Raw genomic sequence first — 18,528 nt, 5'->3', positions numbered from 1 at the left:
TTATCCTCCGAACAAGCGTTTGAGGAAGCCTTTCTTCTCTTCTTCAATGAAGCGGAAAGGGCGTTCTTCACCCAACAGGCGTTCTACGGTATCTGCGTAGGCTTTACCCGCATCGGCATTGATGTCGAGAATGACCGGTTCACCCTGGTTAGAGGCGCGCAATACGGATTGATCCTCTGGGATCACACCGACGAGTTTGATGCGCAGGATTTCCAGCACGTCTTCCATACTCAGCATGTCTCCTCTGTGCACGCGACCAGGGTTATAGCGCGTTAACAACAGGTGCTCTTTAATGGGTTCTTCGCCGTTTTCTGCGCGACGTGATTTCGACGCCAGAATACCTAAAATACGGTCAGAGTCACGAACTGATGAGACTTCCGGGTTCGTGGTAATAATGGCTTCATCAGCGAAATAAAGAGCCATTAATGCACCGGTTTCAATACCCGCCGGTGAGTCACAAACGATAAACTCAAAGTCCATCGCTTTTAGGTCATCAAGAACTTTGGCCACCCCTTCGCGGGTGAGGGCATCTTTATCGCGAGTTTGCGATGCCGGGAGAATGTAGAGGTTATCAGTACGCTTATCCTTAATTAGCGCCTGATTTAGCGTTGCATCGCCCTGAATGACGTTGACGAAATCGTACACGACCCGACGCTCACAACCCATAATCAGGTCGAGGTTACGCAAGCCGATATCAAAATCGATCACGACAGTTTTCTTTCCCTTCTGGGCCAAACCAGTGGCGATGGCCGCGCTGGAGGTGGTCTTTCCAACGCCCCCTTTTCCCGAAGTAACAACAATAATGCGTGCCATAAAAATTCCTTGTTAAAAAGGGATCAATTTAACGATTGAACGGTCAAAGCGTTTTCGACTAATTGCAGCCGAGCCGCTTTGCCATAAAATTCTACTGGGATTTTATCACTCAGCCAGTATTCACCAGCAATAGATACTAGTTCGGCCATCAGGTTAGTACAAAATATTTGCGCTTCCCGGTCACCACTTGCCCCGGCCAGCGCACGACCGCGCATCATGCCATAGACATGAATGTTACCATCCGCGATCAATTCTGCTCCTGCACTTACATTACTTGTAACAATCAAATCACATTGTGGAGCATAAATGCGCTGACCGGAACGTACAGGCGTATCTATTAAACGTGTTTTTGTGTCCGGGATCGTATTTTGCGCTGGTGCCTGGGGAACGGGAGCTGAACGTGGCGCTTTTTCCTTTCCTTCAGTCAGGATTGGTAGCCCCATCTTTTCTATTTCAGCTTTCAGTTTCGCATTTTTACAACCGCTGACGCCAATTATCCGCAAGCCAGTTGCTGAGATAGCTTTGTGCATTGCTGACCAGTTGACCCGTTCTTCGAGGCCACTGACATTGAGTACGACGGGGGCATGCTTTAAAAATGCGGGGGCCTGAGCGATTTTGTCTTCCAGCGCTTGATGAATAATCTTAGGCTCTGCCTCATGCAGATGAACCACTGATAAGGTGAAGTTGCTACCTTTAAGCTCGATTGGCGTGTTTGACATCCTGGCCTTACTCAATTAGCTAATTATCATCATCAGCGAGCGATGATATTACGAAGACTATCAGGCATGTTATAGTCTGGATTATATTGAGGCAAGTCACCCCCACATTTATTCAGAGTAAAATTATGTTTTGTGTGATCTATCGAAGTAGCAAACGTGACCAGACCTATTTATATGTCGAAAAAAAAGACGATTTTTCGCGTGTTCCAGAGGAGCTGATGAAAGGGTTTGGCCAACCTCAACTCGCGATGATTCTGCCATTGGATGGGCGGAAAAAACTGGTAAATGCCGATATTGAGAAAGTTAAACAGGCATTAGCCGAGCAAGGTTATTATCTCCAGTTACCACCACCACCTGAAGATTTGCTTAAACAACATCTTTCTGTGATGGCGAAAAATACAGACAGTACTGACAAATAACCGATATCCGGCGGTGGCATCATATTCGTTGGAGCGGGTTTTAAGAACCACGATGAAGTGAGAGGAACGTTATGTATCAACATCACAACTGGCAAGGTGCGCTGCTGGATTATCCGGTGAGTAAGGTCGTCTGTGTTGGCAGTAACTATGCCAAACATATTAAAGAGATGGGGAGTGAAGTGCCCGAAGAGCCCGTGTTGTTTATTAAACCTGAAACGGCACTGTGTGATCTGCGCCAGCCCCTGGCTATCCCCTCTAATTTCGGCTCGGTTCATCATGAAGTTGAACTGGCGGTGTTGATTGGCGCGACGCTACGTCAGGCCACGGAAGAGCATGTGCGCAAAGCTATTGCAGGTTACGGTGTGGCGCTCGATCTGACATTACGTGATGTTCAGGGAAAAATGAAGAAAGCCGGACAGCCGTGGGAAAAGGCCAAAGGGTTTGATAACTCGTGCCCACTTTCCGGGTTTATTCCTGCAGCAGAGTTCAGCGGTGATCCACAAAATACGTCGCTGGGTCTAAGTGTAAACGGCGAACAACGCCAACAAGGTACGACTGCGGACATGATCCACAAAATCGTTCCACTGATTGCTTATATGAGCAAGTTTTTTACCCTTAAGGCCGGTGACGTTGTGCTGACAGGCACGCCTGATGGTGTTGGTCCGCTGCACAGTGGCGATGAATTGACGGTTACTTTCGACGGTCATTCTTTGACAACTCGCGTTTTGTAATACTTTTGCCGCCTGAAAGGGGCGGCAAAGCTTGCATCGCCGTGCCAGACTGGTTATAAGGTGCGTTTTAACGTAATGGTGGAACACCTGATGAGCGATATACCTTTCTGGCAAAGTAAAACCCTGGACGAAATGAGCGATGCAGAATGGGAGTCGTTGTGTGATGGTTGTGGTCAGTGCTGCCTGCATAAACTGATGGATGAAGACACCGACGAAATCTACTTCACTAACGTCGCCTGCCGTCAGCTCAATATTAAAACCTGTCAATGTCGGAACTACGAACGCCGCTTCGAGTTTGAACCCGACTGCATTAAATTAACCCGTGAAAATCTGCCCACGTTCGAATGGCTACCGATGACTTGTGCTTATCGCTTGTTGGCGGAGGGTAAAGATTTACCTGCGTGGCATCCGTTACTTACCGGTTCAAAAGCAGCCATGCATGGCGAACGCATTTCAGTGCGCCATATCGCGGTGAAAGAGTCGGAAGTGATTGACTGGCAGGACCATATCTTAAATAAACCTGACTGGGCGCAATAATCCGCATCAGTCAAGCCGCAGCGAAAATGGTCCTTGCGGTTTTCTGGTCATCAATAACAAGGTCTGGCGCACAGTGTATTAGCGATTTGCTACCCGGAAAGAAATGCCCCCGATTTTCCAGACGTGTCGCCAGAGTGCCGCGATGAAGTTAGGGCTGGCGGTATATTGGAAGTATGAAATATTTTGTACTGATGGGCTGAAGTATTAATCCTGAATCCTGCAAAAAATTTTCGAGCTAAAAAGTGAGAGCGTCATCGCTGTTTCTAAGTAAATCGTAGCACACGAAAAAAGATAATCTACGGTATGACAATAATTCAAATGCCGTAACCAATGGACACATTCATTAGACCGCCTGAACATGCATGCTTATTCTACTCAGGTGTTCTGATGGGTATAAAGCGAAAGGCGGTAAATTCGGACATCAAACGACGTCGTTATATATCCGATCTACAGGTAGTTGATATAAAAATACTCGTGAATATGCTTGTAGAATATGCAAAAAAAAATTCATAAAGTCCTTTTATGTTGTTAGTTTTATTTAGCGCTATGCACTGGCGGTTGAAACTGAGAATCATCCGCTATATGGGTGATTCTGATTACGTGAGACTGTTCAATTCCAGTCTATGTTTACTCTACAATCATGCAAATGACAGTGGACAAAGAAGCGCCATCAGGCGATGGATTCGCCGTAGAATGCTACTGCCTGAGCAGGATAAACCACAGCAAGATCCTGATCTTCCCCATGATTTTCAACATAATAAACACACCCATCTTCCTGAGCATAAATATCCAACGTTACGCAACGCCCTCCACTCATGGAAAAGTCCTGCATTAACTTTTTGTCTGTCATATTGCTTTTCATTATCCAACTCTGGCGTGATTAATATCACGCCGTGCTGAAAAAACTCCGTTCATACTGTTAATCCACGGTAACGTGTCTTTAGTTGAACGATAAACTTTAGCGCTATATTAAAAACGCTTCACGATAAAAATATAAATATCGGAAGGTATTATTGACTTGATCATTATCAATGACCATCTTGAAGGCCGCCACCGGGAACAATGTGTCAGGAAAACAATAACTACTCTTTATATCATTTTAATATCGAAGATATCCCATTAACTAAAACACCTGTAATTCTATTGATCATTAAATCCCCGTTGTTAATAAAACAAATGGCTTCTTTTATTATTTTTTTTTGAGGCTTATTTATGGTCTGTGTTATTGCTCTCGTTGCCCATCTTCTCAGATTTATTGTGGTGGGCAGAGTCCAAAGTGATGAAACCAAAGAACTGGTTGATGTCGTAACCGGATAAGTCACTGCTATCCATTCATTACGTGGCCAGGATCACACGGGTACAGGATGAGCCGTAGAGCAAGGTCCGTAGGTTTACGGTGGGTTAGATAGTAAAAAGAAACGCGGCTGTCGGATTGTAGCCGCGGGACAAGGTCCAAAAATTTCCAAGAGTCGTTGAATTTCCCAGCTTTTTTGGAAGCACAGGTATCTTACTAATAACTAAAAAAGGTTTAAACTATAAAATTAACCGTATTTTTAGGTAATGCTTACCGACATATCCATACCGCGTTCAGACGGTTAACAGTGGGGCGGCAATCCTTAAGGATCAGCCTACGCAGCGACAGATATTGATAGTCTGAATCAGTATTGATCTGCTGGCAAGAACAGACTACTGTATATAAAAACAGTATAACTTCAGGCAGATTATTATGTTGTTTATCAAGCCTGCGGATCTCCGCGAAATTGTGACTTTTCCGCTATTTAGCGATCTTGTTCAGTGTGGCTTTCCTTCACCGGCAGCGGATTACGTTGAACAGCGTATCGATCTGAATCAATTGCTTATTCAGCATCCCAGCGCGACTTACTTCGTCAAAGCGAGCGGAGACTCCATGATTGACGGTGGGATTAGTGACGGTGATTTATTGATTGTCGATAGCGCTATTACCGCCAGCCACGGTGATATCGTCATCGCTGCTGTCGATGGCGAGTTTACGGTGAAAAAATTGCAGTTGCGCCCGACGGTACAGCTTATTCCCATGAATAGCGCGTACTCGCCGATTACCCTCGGCAGCGAGGATACGCTGGATGTCTTTGGCGTAGTTGTCCATGTAATAAAGGCGATGCGCTGATGTTTGCCCTTTGCGATGTGAACTCGTTTTATGCCAGTTGTGAAGCGGTGTTTCGCCCTGACTTATGGGGTAAACCGGTGGTTGTGCTATCGAATAATGACGGTTGCGTTATTGCCCGAAACGCTGAGGCAAAGGCGCTGGGCGTTAAAATGGGCGATCCCTGGTTCAAACAAAAAGATCTGTTTCGTCGCTGTGGCGTTGTCTGCTTTAGCAGCAATTATGAGCTTTACGCAGACATGAGCAATCGGGTGATGTCGACGCTGGAAGAGCTATCTCCTCGCGTGGAGATTTACAGTATTGATGAAGCGTTCTGCGATTTGACGGGGGTACGTAACTGCCGCGATCTCACTGACTTTGGCAGAGAAATTCGCGCAACGGTATTGCAACGCACGCATCTCACCGTGGGGGTGGGTATCGCTCAGACCAAAACGCTGGCAAAACTTGCCAATCATGCGGCAAAAAAATGGCAGCGGCAGACCGGTGGGGTGGTGGATTTATCCAATCTGGAACGCCAGCGTAAATTAATGGCCGCTTTACCCGTAGATGAGGTCTGGGGAATTGGACGGCGGATCAGCAAAAAACTGGACGCGATGGGGATCAAAACCGTTCTGGATTTGGCGGATACAGATATCCGGTTTATTCGTAAACACTTTAATGTCGTACTCGAAAGAACGGTGCGTGAACTGCGCGGCGAACCCTGTTTGCAGCTGGAAGAGTTTGCACCGACGAAGCAGGAAATTATCTGTTCCCGCTCGTTTGGCGAACGTATCACGGATTATGAATCGATGCGGCAGGCCATTTGTAGTTACGCTGCCCGGGCGGCAGAAAAACTCCGCAGTGAGCATCAATATTGTCGGTTTATCTCCACGTTTATTAAAACGTCGCCATTTGCGCTCAATGAATCCTATTACGGCAATAGCGCGTCGGTAAAACTGTTGACGCCTACCCAGGACAGCAGAGACATTATTAACGCGGCTACGCGATCTCTGGACGCCATCTGGCAAGCGGGCCATCGCTACCAAAAAGCGGGCGTGATGCTGGGTGATTTCTTTAGTCAGGGAGTGGCACAACTCAATTTGTTCGATAACAACGCACCGCGTCCCGGTAGTGAACAATTGATGGCGGTAATGGATATGCTGAATGCTAAGGATGGCAGGGGAACACTCTATTTTGCAGGGCAGGGGATCCAGCAACAATGGCAGATGAAGCGAGCCATGCTTTCACCACGTTATACAACACGAAGTTCTGATTTACTGCGGGTCAAATAAACATAGCGGCAGGAAAAAGACGCTCCCGCAGGAGCGCCGAATAGATTAGCGACCAAACAGATCACGTTTTTTCGCTTTAAACGGCTGGGAAATCACCACCAGCACCGCGACAATCAGGTAAGCGATAAAAATACCGAGCAACCACTGTGGCATTTCCAGACCTAAAAAATCCCACTGACGCTCGGCACAATCGCCAGAGGCGACAAACACTTGTGGCACCCATTTATCCAGCGGCAGCCAGTCCGGGAAGCGAACCATAAAATCACAGGTCGCAAACGGTGACGGATAGAGTTGAAGCATAGTGTGTTCGTAAGTTAACTGCACACCGCGGAACGCACTGTATAACCAAATAATCATCGCCACATAACGCAGCGGAGTTTTCGGAGCAATAGCGCCAATCAGCGCGGCACCCAGAACGCCGAATAACGCACAGCGTTCATAAATACAGAGCACGCAAGGTTTAAGTAACATCACATGCTGGAACCACAGCGCCGTCAGTTCCAGTGCCAGAGCGGTAAACGCCATCAACAGCCACGCCCCCCGACCCTGTGAACATTGGTTCAAAAATCGCAACATAATAATATCCCTGCAATATGCATAGAATGCGCAGTTTAAACCAATTCATTCGCTGCGCCACCAGGGGGAATCAAAAATCGATCGTAATCGAACAATTATCGGGCGAAAAGGCAAACCGGGCATCAATATGCCCGGTTAGTTGTTATCAAAGCGCTGCTATCCAGCCCATTTGCATAAACCATTCGGTTACAGGGGCAAGCGTAAACTCGACGCAGAGCAGTCCGACGAGAGTCAGTACGAGGGTATAAGGCAGGGCCATCCACACCATGCGGCCATAAGAGAGGCGAATCAATGGCGCGAGCGCGGAAGTCAGCAGGAACAAGAATGCAGCCTGGCCGTTCGGCGTGGCGACGGAGGGCAGGTTGGTCCCGGTATTAATGGCAACTGCCAGAAGTTCGTATTGCTTCAACGTAATCGCGCCACTCTCCATTGCCGCTTTCGCTTCGTTGATATAAATCGTCCCCACGAAGACGTTATCCGAAATGGATGACAGCAGACCGTTGAAAATATAGAACAGCGAAAGCTGTGCATGTTCCGATGCCTGCAGCACAAACTGGATAATCGGGGAGAACAGCTGCTGGTCGATAATGACTGCAACTACCGAGAAAAAGACGGTCAACAGTGCGGTGAATGGCAGAGATTCGGTGAAGGCTTTGCCGATGGCATGTTCATCGGTGACACCGGTCAATGATGTCGCCAGAATAATGACCGACAAACCAATCAAGCCAACTTCCGCCAGATGCAACGCCAGCGCAGTCACCAGCCAGACGCCGATAATCGCCTGGACAATCAGACGAATTTTATCCTGACGGGTACGCTGGTGGCGGCTTTGATCGTCAAACTGTTGCAGCACTTCGCGGACTTTCTCCGGCAGCGTTTCACCGTAGCCAAACCAACGCAGCTTCTCCACCAACAGGCAGGTTAACAGACCGCAAACCAGAACCGGAACGGTCACTGGTGACATGCGCAGGAAGAAATCGCCAAAATGCCAGCCAGCGGCTTTGGCGATAATCAGGTTTTGCGGCTCACCCACCATGGTCATTACGCCACCTAATGCGGTACCGACGCCCGCGTGCATCATCAGGCTACGTAGAAAAGCACGGAACTGCTCCAGAACAACTTTGTAATGCTGGTCGATATGACTATCGTCTTGCAGGTCGGTATCTTCGGTACGGGAAGAGGCTACGCGGTGATAAATGCCATAAAAGCCTACTGCAACACTGATCACCACCGCCACGACGGTTAAAGCATCGAGGAACGCGGAGAGAAACGCTGCCGCAATGCAAAAAGAGAGCGATAGCAGCATTTTGGAGCGAATGCTTAACAGCAAGCGAGTAAAAATGAACAGCAACAGCTGTTTCATAAAATAGATGCCCGCCACCATAAACATCAGTAACAGCAAGACTTCAAGGTTTGCCGCCACTTCTTCACGGACATGTTTCGCGCTGGTCATGCCGATGAAGACGGCTTCGATAGCCAATAGACCGCCGGGGAGCAGCGGGTAGCATTTCAGGGCCATTGCCAGCGTGAAAATAAATTCCGCTACCAGCAGCCAGCCAGCAACAAAAGGACTGATGAGAAAAATTAGCGGATTAATAATTAAAAAAATGATGAGGGCAAGTTTGTACCAGTCGGGTGACTGGCCTAAAAAATTGCGCCATAACGCGCGGCCCCAGGAGATTTCCATGATGGTTTCCCTTACCTTAGTAATAATCAATGATGTTTTTATGTTTAAGCGCAAAGCTTAACGGTCGTGCAGGAGTGAGGCAAGTATTGATGATCAAGGAGAAAGAGATGCAGAAAATGAAGCCTTGATCCCTTTTTTCTTCTTTTTGTCTGCTATCAGCGTGATTAGCCCTCTGGTATGATGAGTGCAACTTTGTTTTGCTGTGTTATGGAAATCTCACTATGGTCATTAAGGCGCAAAGCCCGGCGGGTTTCGCGGAAGAGTACATTATTGAAAGTATCTGGAATAACCGCTTCCCTCCCGGGACTATTTTGCCCGCAGAACGTGAACTTTCAGAATTAATTGGCGTAACGCGTACTACGTTACGCGAAGTGTTGCAGCGCCTGGCGCGAGACGGCTGGCTGACTATTCAACACGGCAAACCGACGAAGGTGAATAATTTCTGGGAAACCTCCGGGTTGAATATTCTTGAGACGCTGGCGCGACTGGATCACGAAAGTGTGCCGCAGCTTATTGATAATTTGCTGTCAGTGCGTACCAATATTTCGACAATTTTTATTCGCACCGCATTTCGTCAGCATCCTGATAAAGCGCAAGAAGTGCTGGCAACCGCCAATGAAGTGGCCGATCACGCCGACGCCTTTGCTGACCTGGATTACAACATTTTCCGCGGTCTGGCGTTTGCTTCCGGTAACCCAATTTACGGTCTGATCCTCAACGGGATGAAAGGGCTGTATACGCGAATTGGTCGTCACTATTTCGCTAATCCGGAGGCGCGCAGTCTGGCACTGGGCTTCTATCACAAGCTATCGGCATTGTGCACTGAAGGCGCGCATGATCAGGTTTACGAAACAGTGCGCCGCTATGGGCATGAGAGTGGCGAGATATGGCACCGGATGCAGAAAAATCTGCCGGGTGATTTAGCCATTCAGGGGCGATAATCCCTTCCGTTTAAAAAGCAAACCCCTCAAACGAGGGGTTTTTTGTTGTTTTTACAGATTTCCCATTCTCGGCGGGCAACGTTCCAGCAACTCGACGCTGCCGTCTTCGTTTTGCTGTTCGAGCATCACATCAAATCCCCACAGGCGATGCACATGCTTCAGCACCTCTTTACGCCCCCGGTCCAGCGGAGCGCGGTTATGCGGAATGTAGCGCAGCGTCAGTGAACGGTCGCCGCGTAAATCCACGTTCCAGATCTGAATATTCGGCTCCAGATTACTTAAGTTATATTGCGACGATAATCGGTTACGGATCTCCCGATAACCTTCCTCATTATGAATGGCAGAAATTTCCAGATAATTATGGCGATCGTCGTCCAGAACGGTGAAGAAGCGAAAATCACGCATCACTTTCGGTGACAGGAACTGGCTGATAAAACTCTCATCTTTGAAATCACGCATCGCAAAATGCAATGTTTCCAGCCAGTCAGAACCGGCGATATCCGGGAACCAGTATTTGTCTTCTTCCGTCGGCGACTGACAAATCCGTTTAATATCCTGGAACATGGCGAAACCAAGCGCATACGGATTTATTCCGCTGTACCACGGGCTGTTATAGGGCGGCTGGAAAACCACATTGGTGTGGCTGTGCAAAAACTCCAGCATAAAGCGTTCGGTCACTTTTCCTTCATCGTACAGATGGTTAAGGATGGTGTAGTGCCAGAAGGTCGCCCAGCCTTCGTTCATCACCTGAGTCTGTTTTTGCGGATAAAAATACTGGCTCACCTTACGCACAATACGCAGAATTTCACGCTGCCATGATTCCAGCAGCGGCGCATTTTTCTCCATAAAATAGAGCAGGTTTTCTTGTGGTTCGGATGGATAGCGACGCGCTTCGGCAACGGTTTTCTCTTCCTCGCGTTTAGGCAGCGTTCTCCAGAGCATATTGACCTGGCTTTGCAGATACTCTTCGCGACTTTTCTGCCGGGCTTTCTCCTCTTGCAGCGAGATTTTTTGCGGACGTTTGTAACGGTCCACGCCGTAGTTCATTAGGGCATGACAGGAGTCCAGCAGCTTTTCTACTTCATCAACGCCATAACGCTCTTCGCACTCGGTAATATATTTACGGGCAAAAATCAGATAATCGACAATCGAACTGGCGTCGGTCCAGCTGCGAAACAGGTAATTGTTTTTGAAGAAAGAGTTGTGACCATAACAGGCGTGTGCCATCACCAGCGCCTGCATGGTAATGGTGTTCTCTTCCATCAGGTAAGCGATACACGGGTTAGAGTTAATGACAATTTCATAGGCCAGCCCTTGTTGACCGTGCTTATACAGACGTTCGGTTTCGATAAACTTTTTACCGAATGACCAGTGCGGATAGTTAATCGGCATGCCGACGCTGGAGTAGGCATCCATCATCTGTTCCGAGGTTATCACTTCAATCTGGTGCGGGTAGGTATCCAGCCGATAGAGTTTCGCCACCCGGTCTATCTCTGCAAGGTAAACATCCAGCAGGTCGAACGTCCAGTCGGGTCCATCGCTCAAACGTGTGGTGTCCTTATTCATAGAATCGATCGTCGCCATACGCGCACCTCATTGTTGTCGGCGCTCTCTGTGTGGAGCACCTCATTTCAAGCATAGAACACCTGTTAAAAACCGCGTCGCCGGAGAATTTTTTTCTTTGCGATTTCTTATTATCGGAGTGCCAATAATTAGCTTCTCAACGGAATTTTCTGCTGGATAAAAAGCACGTTCAGCAGGAGATGCCAAAGACAGTATATTCCCGCTGTGTCAGGGAGATGTGAGCTGGCTCACCATAAAAAAGCTGTATGTTGAATAATATTTTCAACTGAGTTATCAAGATGTAATTAGATTATTATTCTTTTACTGTATCTACCGTTATCGGAGTGGCTATGCGAGTTGTCATACTGGGAAGTGGTGTGGTAGGCGTTGCCAGCGCCTGGTATCTGAATCAGGCAGGACATGAGGTCACCGTCATTGATCGGGAACCGGGGGCGGCTCTTGAAACCAGCGCAGCGAATGCCGGGCAAATCTCCCCTGGCTATGCCGCGCCGTGGGCAGCACCAGGCGTGCCTTTAAAAGCGATTAAATGGATGTTTCAGCGCCATGCGCCGCTGGCCGTTCGTCTCGACGGTACGCAGTTCCAGTTGAAATGGATGTGGCAAATGTTACGTAACTGCGACACCAGCCACTATATGGAAAATAAAGGGCGGATGGTGCGCCTGGCGGAATACAGCCGTGATTGCCTGAAAGCATTACGCGCAGAGACAAATATCCAGTATGAAGGTCGGCAGGGTGGGACGCTGCAACTGTTCCGTACCGAACAACAATATGAAAACGCCACTCGCGATATCGCCGTGCTGGAAGATGCTGGTGTGCCGTACAAATTACTGGAATCCAGCCGCCTGGCGGAAGTGGAGCCCGCGCTGGCAGAAGTGGCGCATAAACTGACCGGCGGTCTGCAACTGCCCAATGATGAAACCGGAGACTGCCAGCTCTTTACCCAGAATCTGGCGCGGATGGCGGAGCAGGCTGGGGTTAAATTCCGCTTTAATACACCCGTTGACCAACTACTTTGCGACGGCGAGCAAATCTACGGCGTGAAGTGTGGTGATGAAGTGATTAAGGCCGATGCGTATGTGATGGCGTTTGGTTCTTACTCGACGGCGATGCTCAAAGGCATTGTTGATATTCCGGTGTATCCGCTGAAGGGGTATTCCCTGACCATTCCAATTGCGCAGGAAGATGGCGCGCCGGTATCCACCATTCTTGATGAAACCTACAAAATCGCCATTACCCGTTTCGATAACCGTATCCGCGTTGGCGGGATGGCGGAAATTGTTGGCTTTAACACTGAACTGTTACAGCCGCGTCGTGAAACGCTGGAAATGGTCGTTCGCGATCTCTATCCGCGCGGCGGTCATGTCGAGCAGGCGACTTTCTGGACGGGGCTGCGCCCGATGACGCCAGACGGCACGCCGATTGTTGGTCGTTCACGCTTTAAAAATCTGTGGCTGAATACCGGTCACGGTACGCTCGGCTGGACGATGGCTTGCGGTTCCGGCCAGTTGTTAAGCGATCTGCTCTCGGGGCGCACGCCCGCTATCCCGTATGAGGATTTAAGCGTAGCGCGCTACAGCCGTGGATTTACGCCATCACGCCCGGGCCATTTACATGGCGCGCACAGCTAAGGAATCGAGATGACCAGACCGATACAGGCCAGCCTCGATCTACAGGCATTAAAACAGAATCTGAACATCGTCCGCCAGGCCGCACCGCACGCGCGCGTCTGGTCGGTGGTAAAAGCGAACGCGTATGGGCACGGTATTGAGCGTATCTGGAGTGCGCTCGGGGCGACTGATGGCTTTGCCTTACTTAATCTGGAAGAGGCCATTACCCTACGTGAGCGCGGCTGGAAAGGGCCGATCCTCATGTTGGAAGGTTTTTTCCACGCCCAGGATCTGGAGATTTATGACCAGTATCGCCTGACTACCTGCGTTCACAGTAACTGGCAGCTCAAAGCGTTGCAAAACGCGCGACTAAAAGCACCCCTGGATATTTATCTTAAAGTGAACAGTGGAATGAATCGGCTGGGCTTCCTGCCCGATCGCGTGTCCACCGTCTGGCAGCAACTGCGGGCGATGGCGAATGTTGGCGAAATGACCCTGATGTCGCATTTTGCCGAGGCCGAACATCCTGATGGGATTACCGAGGCGATGGCGCGTGTTGACCAGGCGGCGGAAGGGCTGGAGTGTCGACGCTCGTTGTCTAACTCGGCGGCGACGCTGTGGCATCCGGAAGCGCATTTTGACTGGGTGCGTCCGGGAATTGTTTTGTATGGTGCATCACCGTCCGGTCAGTGGCGCGATATCGCCAATACCGGATTACGTCCAGTAATGACGTTAAGTAGCGAGATTATTGGTGTCCAGACGCTGAAAGCGGGAGAGCGCGTGGGCTATGGCGGTCGCTATACCGCGCGTGATGAACAGCGAATCGGCATTGTCGCCGCCGGATACGCCGACGGTTATCCGCGGCATGCGCCAACCGGTACCCCTGTTTTAGTCGACGGCGTACGCACCATGACGGTAGGGACTGTCTCGATGGATATGCTGGCGGTCGATTTAACGCCTTGCCCGCAGGCGGGTATTGGTACCCCGGTTGAGCTGTGGGGCAAAGAGATCAAAATTGATGATGTCGCCGCCGCTGCCGGAACTGTTGGCTATGAATTGATGTGCGCGCTGGCGTTACGTGTGCCTGTTGTGACGGTGTAACTTGTTGTAGCCGGATGAGACCAGCGTCTCATCCGGCGATACAAGACGGATCAAACTTAAGATTCGGCTTCTTCCTCCGCGACCCGAACGCCAATCTTCAGTACTTCATTATCTTCTTTCTCGGCCACCGTCCAGATCATCCCGGCAAACTCCACCTGATCACCGACAACCGGAGCCGCGCCTAACAATTGCTGGACAATTTCCCCCAGCGTTTGCTGTTTATCGCGATACTCCCGACCGTCTTCCAGACCATATATCAGCGCCACATCGGCATATTTGGCACTGGCTTCAAGAATGAAGTCACCAAAGAAACGTTGATCCAGCGCGACTGGCGGTGACTGGCTGAACAGTTTACCGAGCGCCGGGAGATCGCGTTCCCGACCAATCACGCACAAGACGTCGCCTTCACGCAGTCGGGTGCTGCCAGTGGGATGAAGCAACTGGTTATCACGAAACAGTGCCGCAATACGCGTCTCTTTTGGCATATGCAGATCGCGCAGCGCCGCGCCCACGCACCATTTATCGGCACTCAACTGATAAACAAACTGTTCCCACGGGTTTTCCGGATGAATATCAAGGCCAACGCGTGATACCGGGCGTCCGACGGGCGGAACCACCACTTTGGCTTTTTTCGCCGCCCACGAGAGCGATGTTCCCTGTAACAACAGCGAAACCAGAACCACGAAGAAGGCGACATTAAAGAACAGCCGTGCATTCTCCAGGCCCGCCATCATCGGGAATACCGCTAGGATAATCGGCACCGCGCCGCGCAGCCCGACCCAACTGATAAATACGCGCTCGCGCAAATTGAAGCCACGGAACGGCAGCAATCCGGCAAATACCGAAAGGGGACGAGCGAAGAAAATCATCCATGCGGACAAAATGAGCGCCGGAATGGCAATAGGCAGTAAGTCGCTTGGGTTAACCAACAGCCCAAGCACCAGGAACATGGCAATTTGCGCCAGCCAGGCGAGGCCGTCGAAATTCTGCAGAATGCCGTAGCGGTTGCGAATAGGGCGATTACCCAGCAGAAAACCGCACAGATACACCGCCAGAATACCGCTACCTTCCAGTGCAGTAGTTAATGAGAAAATCAGAATACCGCCACTTAATGCCAGCAATGGATATAATCCGGCGGGCAGGGCGATGCGGTTGATCATTTGCAGCAGTAAATAACCGCCGCCAAGACCTATTACAATGCCCAGACCAAATTGTTGCAGAATATCGACAATGAACATCCAGCTAATATTGCTCTCATGATGCTGGATCATCGCAATCAGGGTAATGGTCAGAAACACGGCCATCGGATCATTACTGCCGGATTCTATTTCCAGCGTAGAGCCAACACGTTCGTTAAGCCCCTTGCCGCCAAGCAGAGAAAATACCGCAGCGGCATCCGTGGAACCGACAATGGCGCCGATTAATAAGCCTTCAATCAAATTGAGATTAAACAGCCACGCCGCCATCATGCCGGTTAAACCAGAAGTAATCAGCACGCCCACCGTCGCCAGTGACAGCGCCGGACCTAACGCCACGCGAAATGAACTGGCCTGGGTACGCATCCCACCGTCGAGCAAAATAATCGCCAGCGCGAGGTTACTTACCATGTAAGCAAAAGGATAATTATCAAACGGGATGCCGCCGACGCCATCAACCCCCGCCAGCATGCCGATCGCCAGAAAAATAACCAGAATGGGAATGCCAAGACGGGAAGAAAATGAACTAAGTAAAATACTGCTGGTGACAAGGATGGATCCTAAGATGAAAAGGCTAATTATTGTTGTGGCATCCAACGGTCGGTTACTCCTGATTACGCTGTCTCTTATATAAACCCTACCATATTAGCGGCAGAAACAGCGTTTTACTTAGCCCTGAAACGTGATTTTTTTACACTTTAAGAACAGGATGACCACTAATCGTCAACTGTGTGCCTTCCTGGGTGTGATTAAGCGTGGCATGTGCGCCCAACGGCAGCGTAACTGTGCGTTGTTCATGACCAAAATCGAGGCCAGTTATGAGTGGAATAGACAGGCGGGAACGCAAGAACGCGTACACCGACTCCAGGTTGTAACCCGCGTCATAATCATTGGGCGTGCTACCACTGAAGCTACCGAGGATAATCGCCTTTTGACGCGGTAAAATTCCGGCATGATAGAGCTGTAACAGCATACGTTCGACGCGGAAAGGGTGCTCGTTAATATCTTCCAGCACCAGAATACCGTTCTCAATTTGCGGCATCCACGGCGTGCCAATCAGCGAAATCAGCATCGCGAGATTGCCTCCCCACAACGTGCCTTCGGTCCGACACGTCGGGCCTTCCCCTTGCCATTCAATGGTGAATGTTTCATTGCGTAATGCCAGCCAGAAATGGTGCTCGGTAAAGGCGTTCAGTTCTTCCGCGCCAAAATTCGCCACCAGCATCGGGCCGCTAAAGGTGATGACATTACCCTGGGTCAGCAGCCCACACTGGATGGCTGTGAAATCGCTATGCCCGCAGATCAGCAACGGATCATGTTGTTGGCGAGCAACCAGCGCCTGCCAGTCAATATCCGCCAGTAAGCGGCTGGCGCCGTAACCGCCGCGAACCGCCAGTACGATAGTGTTGGGTGATGTCAGCCCTGCAAGAGAATTAATATCCGCCAGGCGCTCCGTTTCCGTACCTGCAAACCGCTCACAGCGACGGGCAATGACCTCTACGTTATTGACCTGATGACCCGCATCCATCAGGCGTTGAATACTACGCTGCGCGGCGTGCTGATTAATGGAGTAACCCGACGGGGCGATTAAGTGAAACTGAGACATGGCAATTCCTTGCTGACAACAGAAACGAATTGTATATCATGCCGCTTAGGTGTGCCGTTGTCACCTCAACGGCGATTCCAGGCTATAAGGATAGATGAAGTGAAATTGAGATGGTTTGCCTTTTTGATTGTGTTATTAGCGGGTTGTTCATCAAAACATGACTATACGAACCCTCCGTGGAACGCGAAAGTTCCGGTACAACGTGCAATGAAGTGGATGCCAATAAGTCAGAAAGCCGGTGCTGCCTGGGGTGTCGATCCACAATTGATCACGGCGATTATCGCTATCGAGTCGGGCGGTAACCCGAACGCGGTGAGTAAGTCGAATGCGATTGGTCTGATGCAGTTAAAAGCCTCCACGTCCGGACGCGATGTTTACCGTCGCATGGGCTGGAGCGGCGAACCAACGACCAGTGAGCTGAAAAATCCAGAGCGTAATATCTCAATGGGGGCAGCTTACCTGAATATTCTGGAAACCGGCCCGCTGGCAGGTATTGAAGATCCGAAAGTACTGCAATATGCGCTGGTGGTGTCATACGCTAACGGGGCAGGCGCACTGTTACGGACTTTCTCCTCAGATCGGAAAAAGGCGATCAGCAAAATCAACGATCTGGACGCTGACGAGTTCCTCGATCACGTCGCGAGAAATCACCCCGCGCCGCAGGCTCCACGCTATATCTACAAACTCGAGCAGGCTCTGGACGCAATGTAACTCAGTCGCGTACTTTGTCCGCTTTCTCACGGGCTTCTCGCTCTAGTGAGAAAATAATTCGCTGTAATTGCCGCTCCACCGTCGGGCTGACGTTAAGAAAACGAAAGCTCAGACGGGGAGTGGAGACGGTTTCATTTTTACCATCAATCAATTTACGCTCGCTGATCGTCAGTAACTGGGCATCAAAGTGAAAAATGCCCCATTGTCCCATGTTGACTTCAATCTGTGCGAAGCGCATGCCTTCTTGCAATCCGGCAGGCTTTGCCGTTTCCAGTAATGCGCCCATGCCGCCTAACGACAAATCATACAGGCGAAAACGTAACGTGCTGTTATCCGCCAGTTTGGTCTGGCAAAAATAAGGCGGATGGAGCGGGGCGGAGATGCGGAAATATCGGCGTCGCTGCACAAACCATAGCGCGGGAGGTGGTGCGGTAATAAAGGCCGGAAGCTGCAGGTATTCACTTTGCTGTAATTGTTCAACAGTAAACTCGACTTTCGCACCCTGAGTTTCGGCGGTTATGGTAATGTGCTGCGCCTTAAGCACTGCATTGTTGTCTTCTGCTTGACTGCCGTAATCCAGCACCAGTTTATCCGGGCTTATTGCCAGTATTTTGCTGATCAGTTGACCGTCAGTCCAATTGATACGCAAGGGAATTGCGGCTTTATGCAAATCGCGTAAAACGCCCAGTACTGCTAAAGGATTTTGTTTCAGGAACTGCTCATGGTAGTGACTCACGCGGAAAAACTCCTGACCGACAAACTGTCTTTGGTTTATCGGTGGCGATTAACAAAACTTTATACAAATGCGAATTTTTTTTACATGTTGACTGCAAATCAACCACCAGACGCCCGACATCAAACTTACCCTTGCCTATACTTAGAGCGT

Annotated in this window: 18 protein-coding genes and 1 pseudogene; 10 read left to right on the top strand and 9 right to left on the bottom strand. The window is 49.8% G+C overall.

The features are described 5' to 3' along the window. Both minD and minC read right to left on the bottom strand, forming a co-directional pair. Positions 1–813 carry a septum site-determining protein MinD gene (gene minD / locus AACU94_RS10545; RefSeq protein WP_064528664.1) on the bottom strand — a complete coding sequence of 271 codons (813 nt, stop codon included), beginning with the start codon at positions 811–813 and terminating at the stop codon, positions 1–3. A gap of 23 nt (positions 814–836) precedes the next feature. Further along, entirely contained in the window at positions 837–1,532 is a 696-nt protein-coding gene (gene minC, locus AACU94_RS10540) for a septum site-determining protein MinC (RefSeq protein WP_130215951.1), read from the bottom strand. A 125-nt stretch (positions 1,533–1,657) separates the two neighbouring features. On the opposite strand from minC, the gene AACU94_RS10535 reads away from it, so the two are divergent. The 3 genes from AACU94_RS10535 to AACU94_RS10525 all read left to right on the top strand — a co-directional run bounded on the left by AACU94_RS10535 (position 1,658) and on the right by AACU94_RS10525 (position 3,219). Next, positions 1,658–1,951 (top strand): YcgL domain-containing protein, encoded by a 294-nt coding sequence (locus AACU94_RS10535; RefSeq protein WP_130205736.1) that lies wholly within the window; start codon positions 1,658–1,660, stop codon positions 1,949–1,951. A gap of 71 nt (positions 1,952–2,022) precedes the next feature. Next, complete coding sequence (locus tag AACU94_RS10530) at positions 2,023–2,682, top strand: fumarylacetoacetate hydrolase family protein (RefSeq protein WP_135489405.1); 660 nt, start codon at positions 2,023–2,025, stop codon at positions 2,680–2,682. A gap of 90 nt (positions 2,683–2,772) precedes the next feature. Beyond that, positions 2,773–3,219: a YcgN family cysteine cluster protein gene (locus AACU94_RS10525; RefSeq protein WP_205712811.1), complete on the top strand. Its 447-nt coding sequence runs from the start codon at positions 2,773–2,775 to the stop codon at positions 3,217–3,219. Between the two features lie 670 nt (positions 3,220–3,889). Here the strand turns inward: AACU94_RS10525 and AACU94_RS10520 are convergent. Beyond that, positions 3,890–4,081: a hypothetical protein gene (locus tag AACU94_RS10520; RefSeq protein ID WP_135384655.1), complete on the bottom strand. Its 192-nt coding sequence runs from the start codon at positions 4,079–4,081 to the stop codon at positions 3,890–3,892. 864 nt (positions 4,082–4,945) lie between these two features. Here AACU94_RS10520 and AACU94_RS10515 point away from each other — a divergent pair. Beyond that, positions 4,946–5,365: a translesion error-prone DNA polymerase V autoproteolytic subunit gene (locus AACU94_RS10515; RefSeq protein WP_130205617.1), complete on the top strand. Its 420-nt coding sequence runs from the start codon at positions 4,946–4,948 to the stop codon at positions 5,363–5,365. Continuing rightward, entirely contained in the window at positions 5,365–6,633 is a 1,269-nt protein-coding gene (gene umuC, locus AACU94_RS10510) for a DNA polymerase V catalytic protein (RefSeq protein ID WP_135489404.1), read from the top strand. Before AACU94_RS10515 ends, umuC begins: the two co-directional genes overlap by 1 nt. 45 nt (positions 6,634–6,678) lie before the next feature. On the opposite strand, the gene dsbB is transcribed toward umuC, so the two are convergent. Continuing rightward, the gene (dsbB, locus tag AACU94_RS10505) at positions 6,679–7,209 is read right to left on the bottom strand and encodes a disulfide bond formation protein DsbB (protein ID WP_130258884.1); all 531 of its coding nucleotides are present in this window, start codon (positions 7,207–7,209) and stop codon (positions 6,679–6,681) included. 145 nt (positions 7,210–7,354) lie between these two features. Then, positions 7,355–8,896, bottom strand: coding sequence for a Na(+)/H(+) antiporter NhaB (gene nhaB, locus AACU94_RS10500; protein ID WP_135489403.1), 1,542 nt, complete (start codon positions 8,894–8,896; stop codon positions 7,355–7,357). Positions 8,897–9,117: 221 nt separating this feature from the next. On the opposite strand from nhaB, the gene fadR reads away from it, so the two are divergent. Further along, a complete protein-coding gene (fadR, locus tag AACU94_RS10495) occupies positions 9,118–9,837 on the top strand; it encodes a fatty acid metabolism transcriptional regulator FadR (RefSeq protein WP_130215962.1) in 720 nt (239 codons plus the stop codon). A gap of 51 nt (positions 9,838–9,888) precedes the next feature. Here the strand turns inward: fadR and AACU94_RS10490 are convergent, their stop codons facing one another. Further along, on the bottom strand, positions 9,889–11,421 hold the full coding sequence (locus AACU94_RS10490) for a SpoVR family protein (protein ID WP_130205627.1): 1,533 nt from the start codon (positions 11,419–11,421) through the stop codon (positions 9,889–9,891). 329 nt (positions 11,422–11,750) lie between these two features. On the opposite strand from AACU94_RS10490, the gene dadA reads away from it, so the two are divergent. Genes dadA through AACU94_RS24725 form a run of 3 tightly spaced genes read left to right on the top strand, consistent with a single transcriptional unit; the run spans position 11,751 to position 14,314 of the window. After that, positions 11,751–13,049: a D-amino acid dehydrogenase gene (dadA, locus tag AACU94_RS10485; protein WP_130205629.1), complete on the top strand. Its 1,299-nt coding sequence runs from the start codon at positions 11,751–11,753 to the stop codon at positions 13,047–13,049. A 9-nt stretch (positions 13,050–13,058) separates the two neighbouring features. After that, the gene (dadX, locus tag AACU94_RS10480; RefSeq protein ID WP_135489402.1) at positions 13,059–14,129 is read left to right on the top strand and encodes a catabolic alanine racemase DadX; all 1,071 of its coding nucleotides are present in this window, start codon (positions 13,059–13,061) and stop codon (positions 14,127–14,129) included. A gap of 14 nt (positions 14,130–14,143) precedes the next feature. Beyond that, complete coding sequence (locus tag AACU94_RS24725) at positions 14,144–14,314, top strand: hypothetical protein (protein WP_445298349.1); 171 nt, start codon at positions 14,144–14,146, stop codon at positions 14,312–14,314. Here the strand turns inward: AACU94_RS24725 and AACU94_RS10475 are convergent. Together AACU94_RS10475 and ldcA are read right to left on the bottom strand one after the other, a co-directional pair. Further along, positions 14,252–15,922 (bottom strand): annotated as a pseudogene (locus tag AACU94_RS10475) (potassium/proton antiporter); the annotation flags it as partial. The gene AACU94_RS24725 and the pseudogene AACU94_RS10475 sit on opposite strands and share 63 nt — an antisense overlap. A 94-nt stretch (positions 15,923–16,016) precedes the next feature. Then, a complete protein-coding gene (gene ldcA, locus AACU94_RS10470) occupies positions 16,017–16,931 on the bottom strand; it encodes a muramoyltetrapeptide carboxypeptidase (protein WP_135489401.1) in 915 nt (304 codons plus the stop codon). 99 nt (positions 16,932–17,030) lie between these two features. On the opposite strand from ldcA, the gene emtA reads away from it, so the two are divergent. After that, complete coding sequence (gene emtA, locus AACU94_RS10465; RefSeq protein WP_130205637.1) at positions 17,031–17,642, top strand: membrane-bound lytic murein transglycosylase EmtA; 612 nt, start codon at positions 17,031–17,033, stop codon at positions 17,640–17,642. Between the two features lies 1 nt (position 17,643). On the opposite strand, the gene ycgR is transcribed toward emtA, so the two are convergent. Next, positions 17,644–18,378, bottom strand: coding sequence for a flagellar brake protein YcgR (gene ycgR / locus AACU94_RS10460; RefSeq protein WP_135489400.1), 735 nt, complete (start codon positions 18,376–18,378; stop codon positions 17,644–17,646). Positions 18,379–18,528: the final 150 nt, after the last annotated feature.

This window comes from Escherichia sp. E4702, from assembly GCF_963883545.1.
Lineage (GTDB): Bacteria > Pseudomonadota > Gammaproteobacteria > Enterobacterales > Enterobacteriaceae > Escherichia.
Note: the sequence above shows the minus strand (reverse complement) of the source record. Positions and strands in the feature narration are given on the sequence as shown.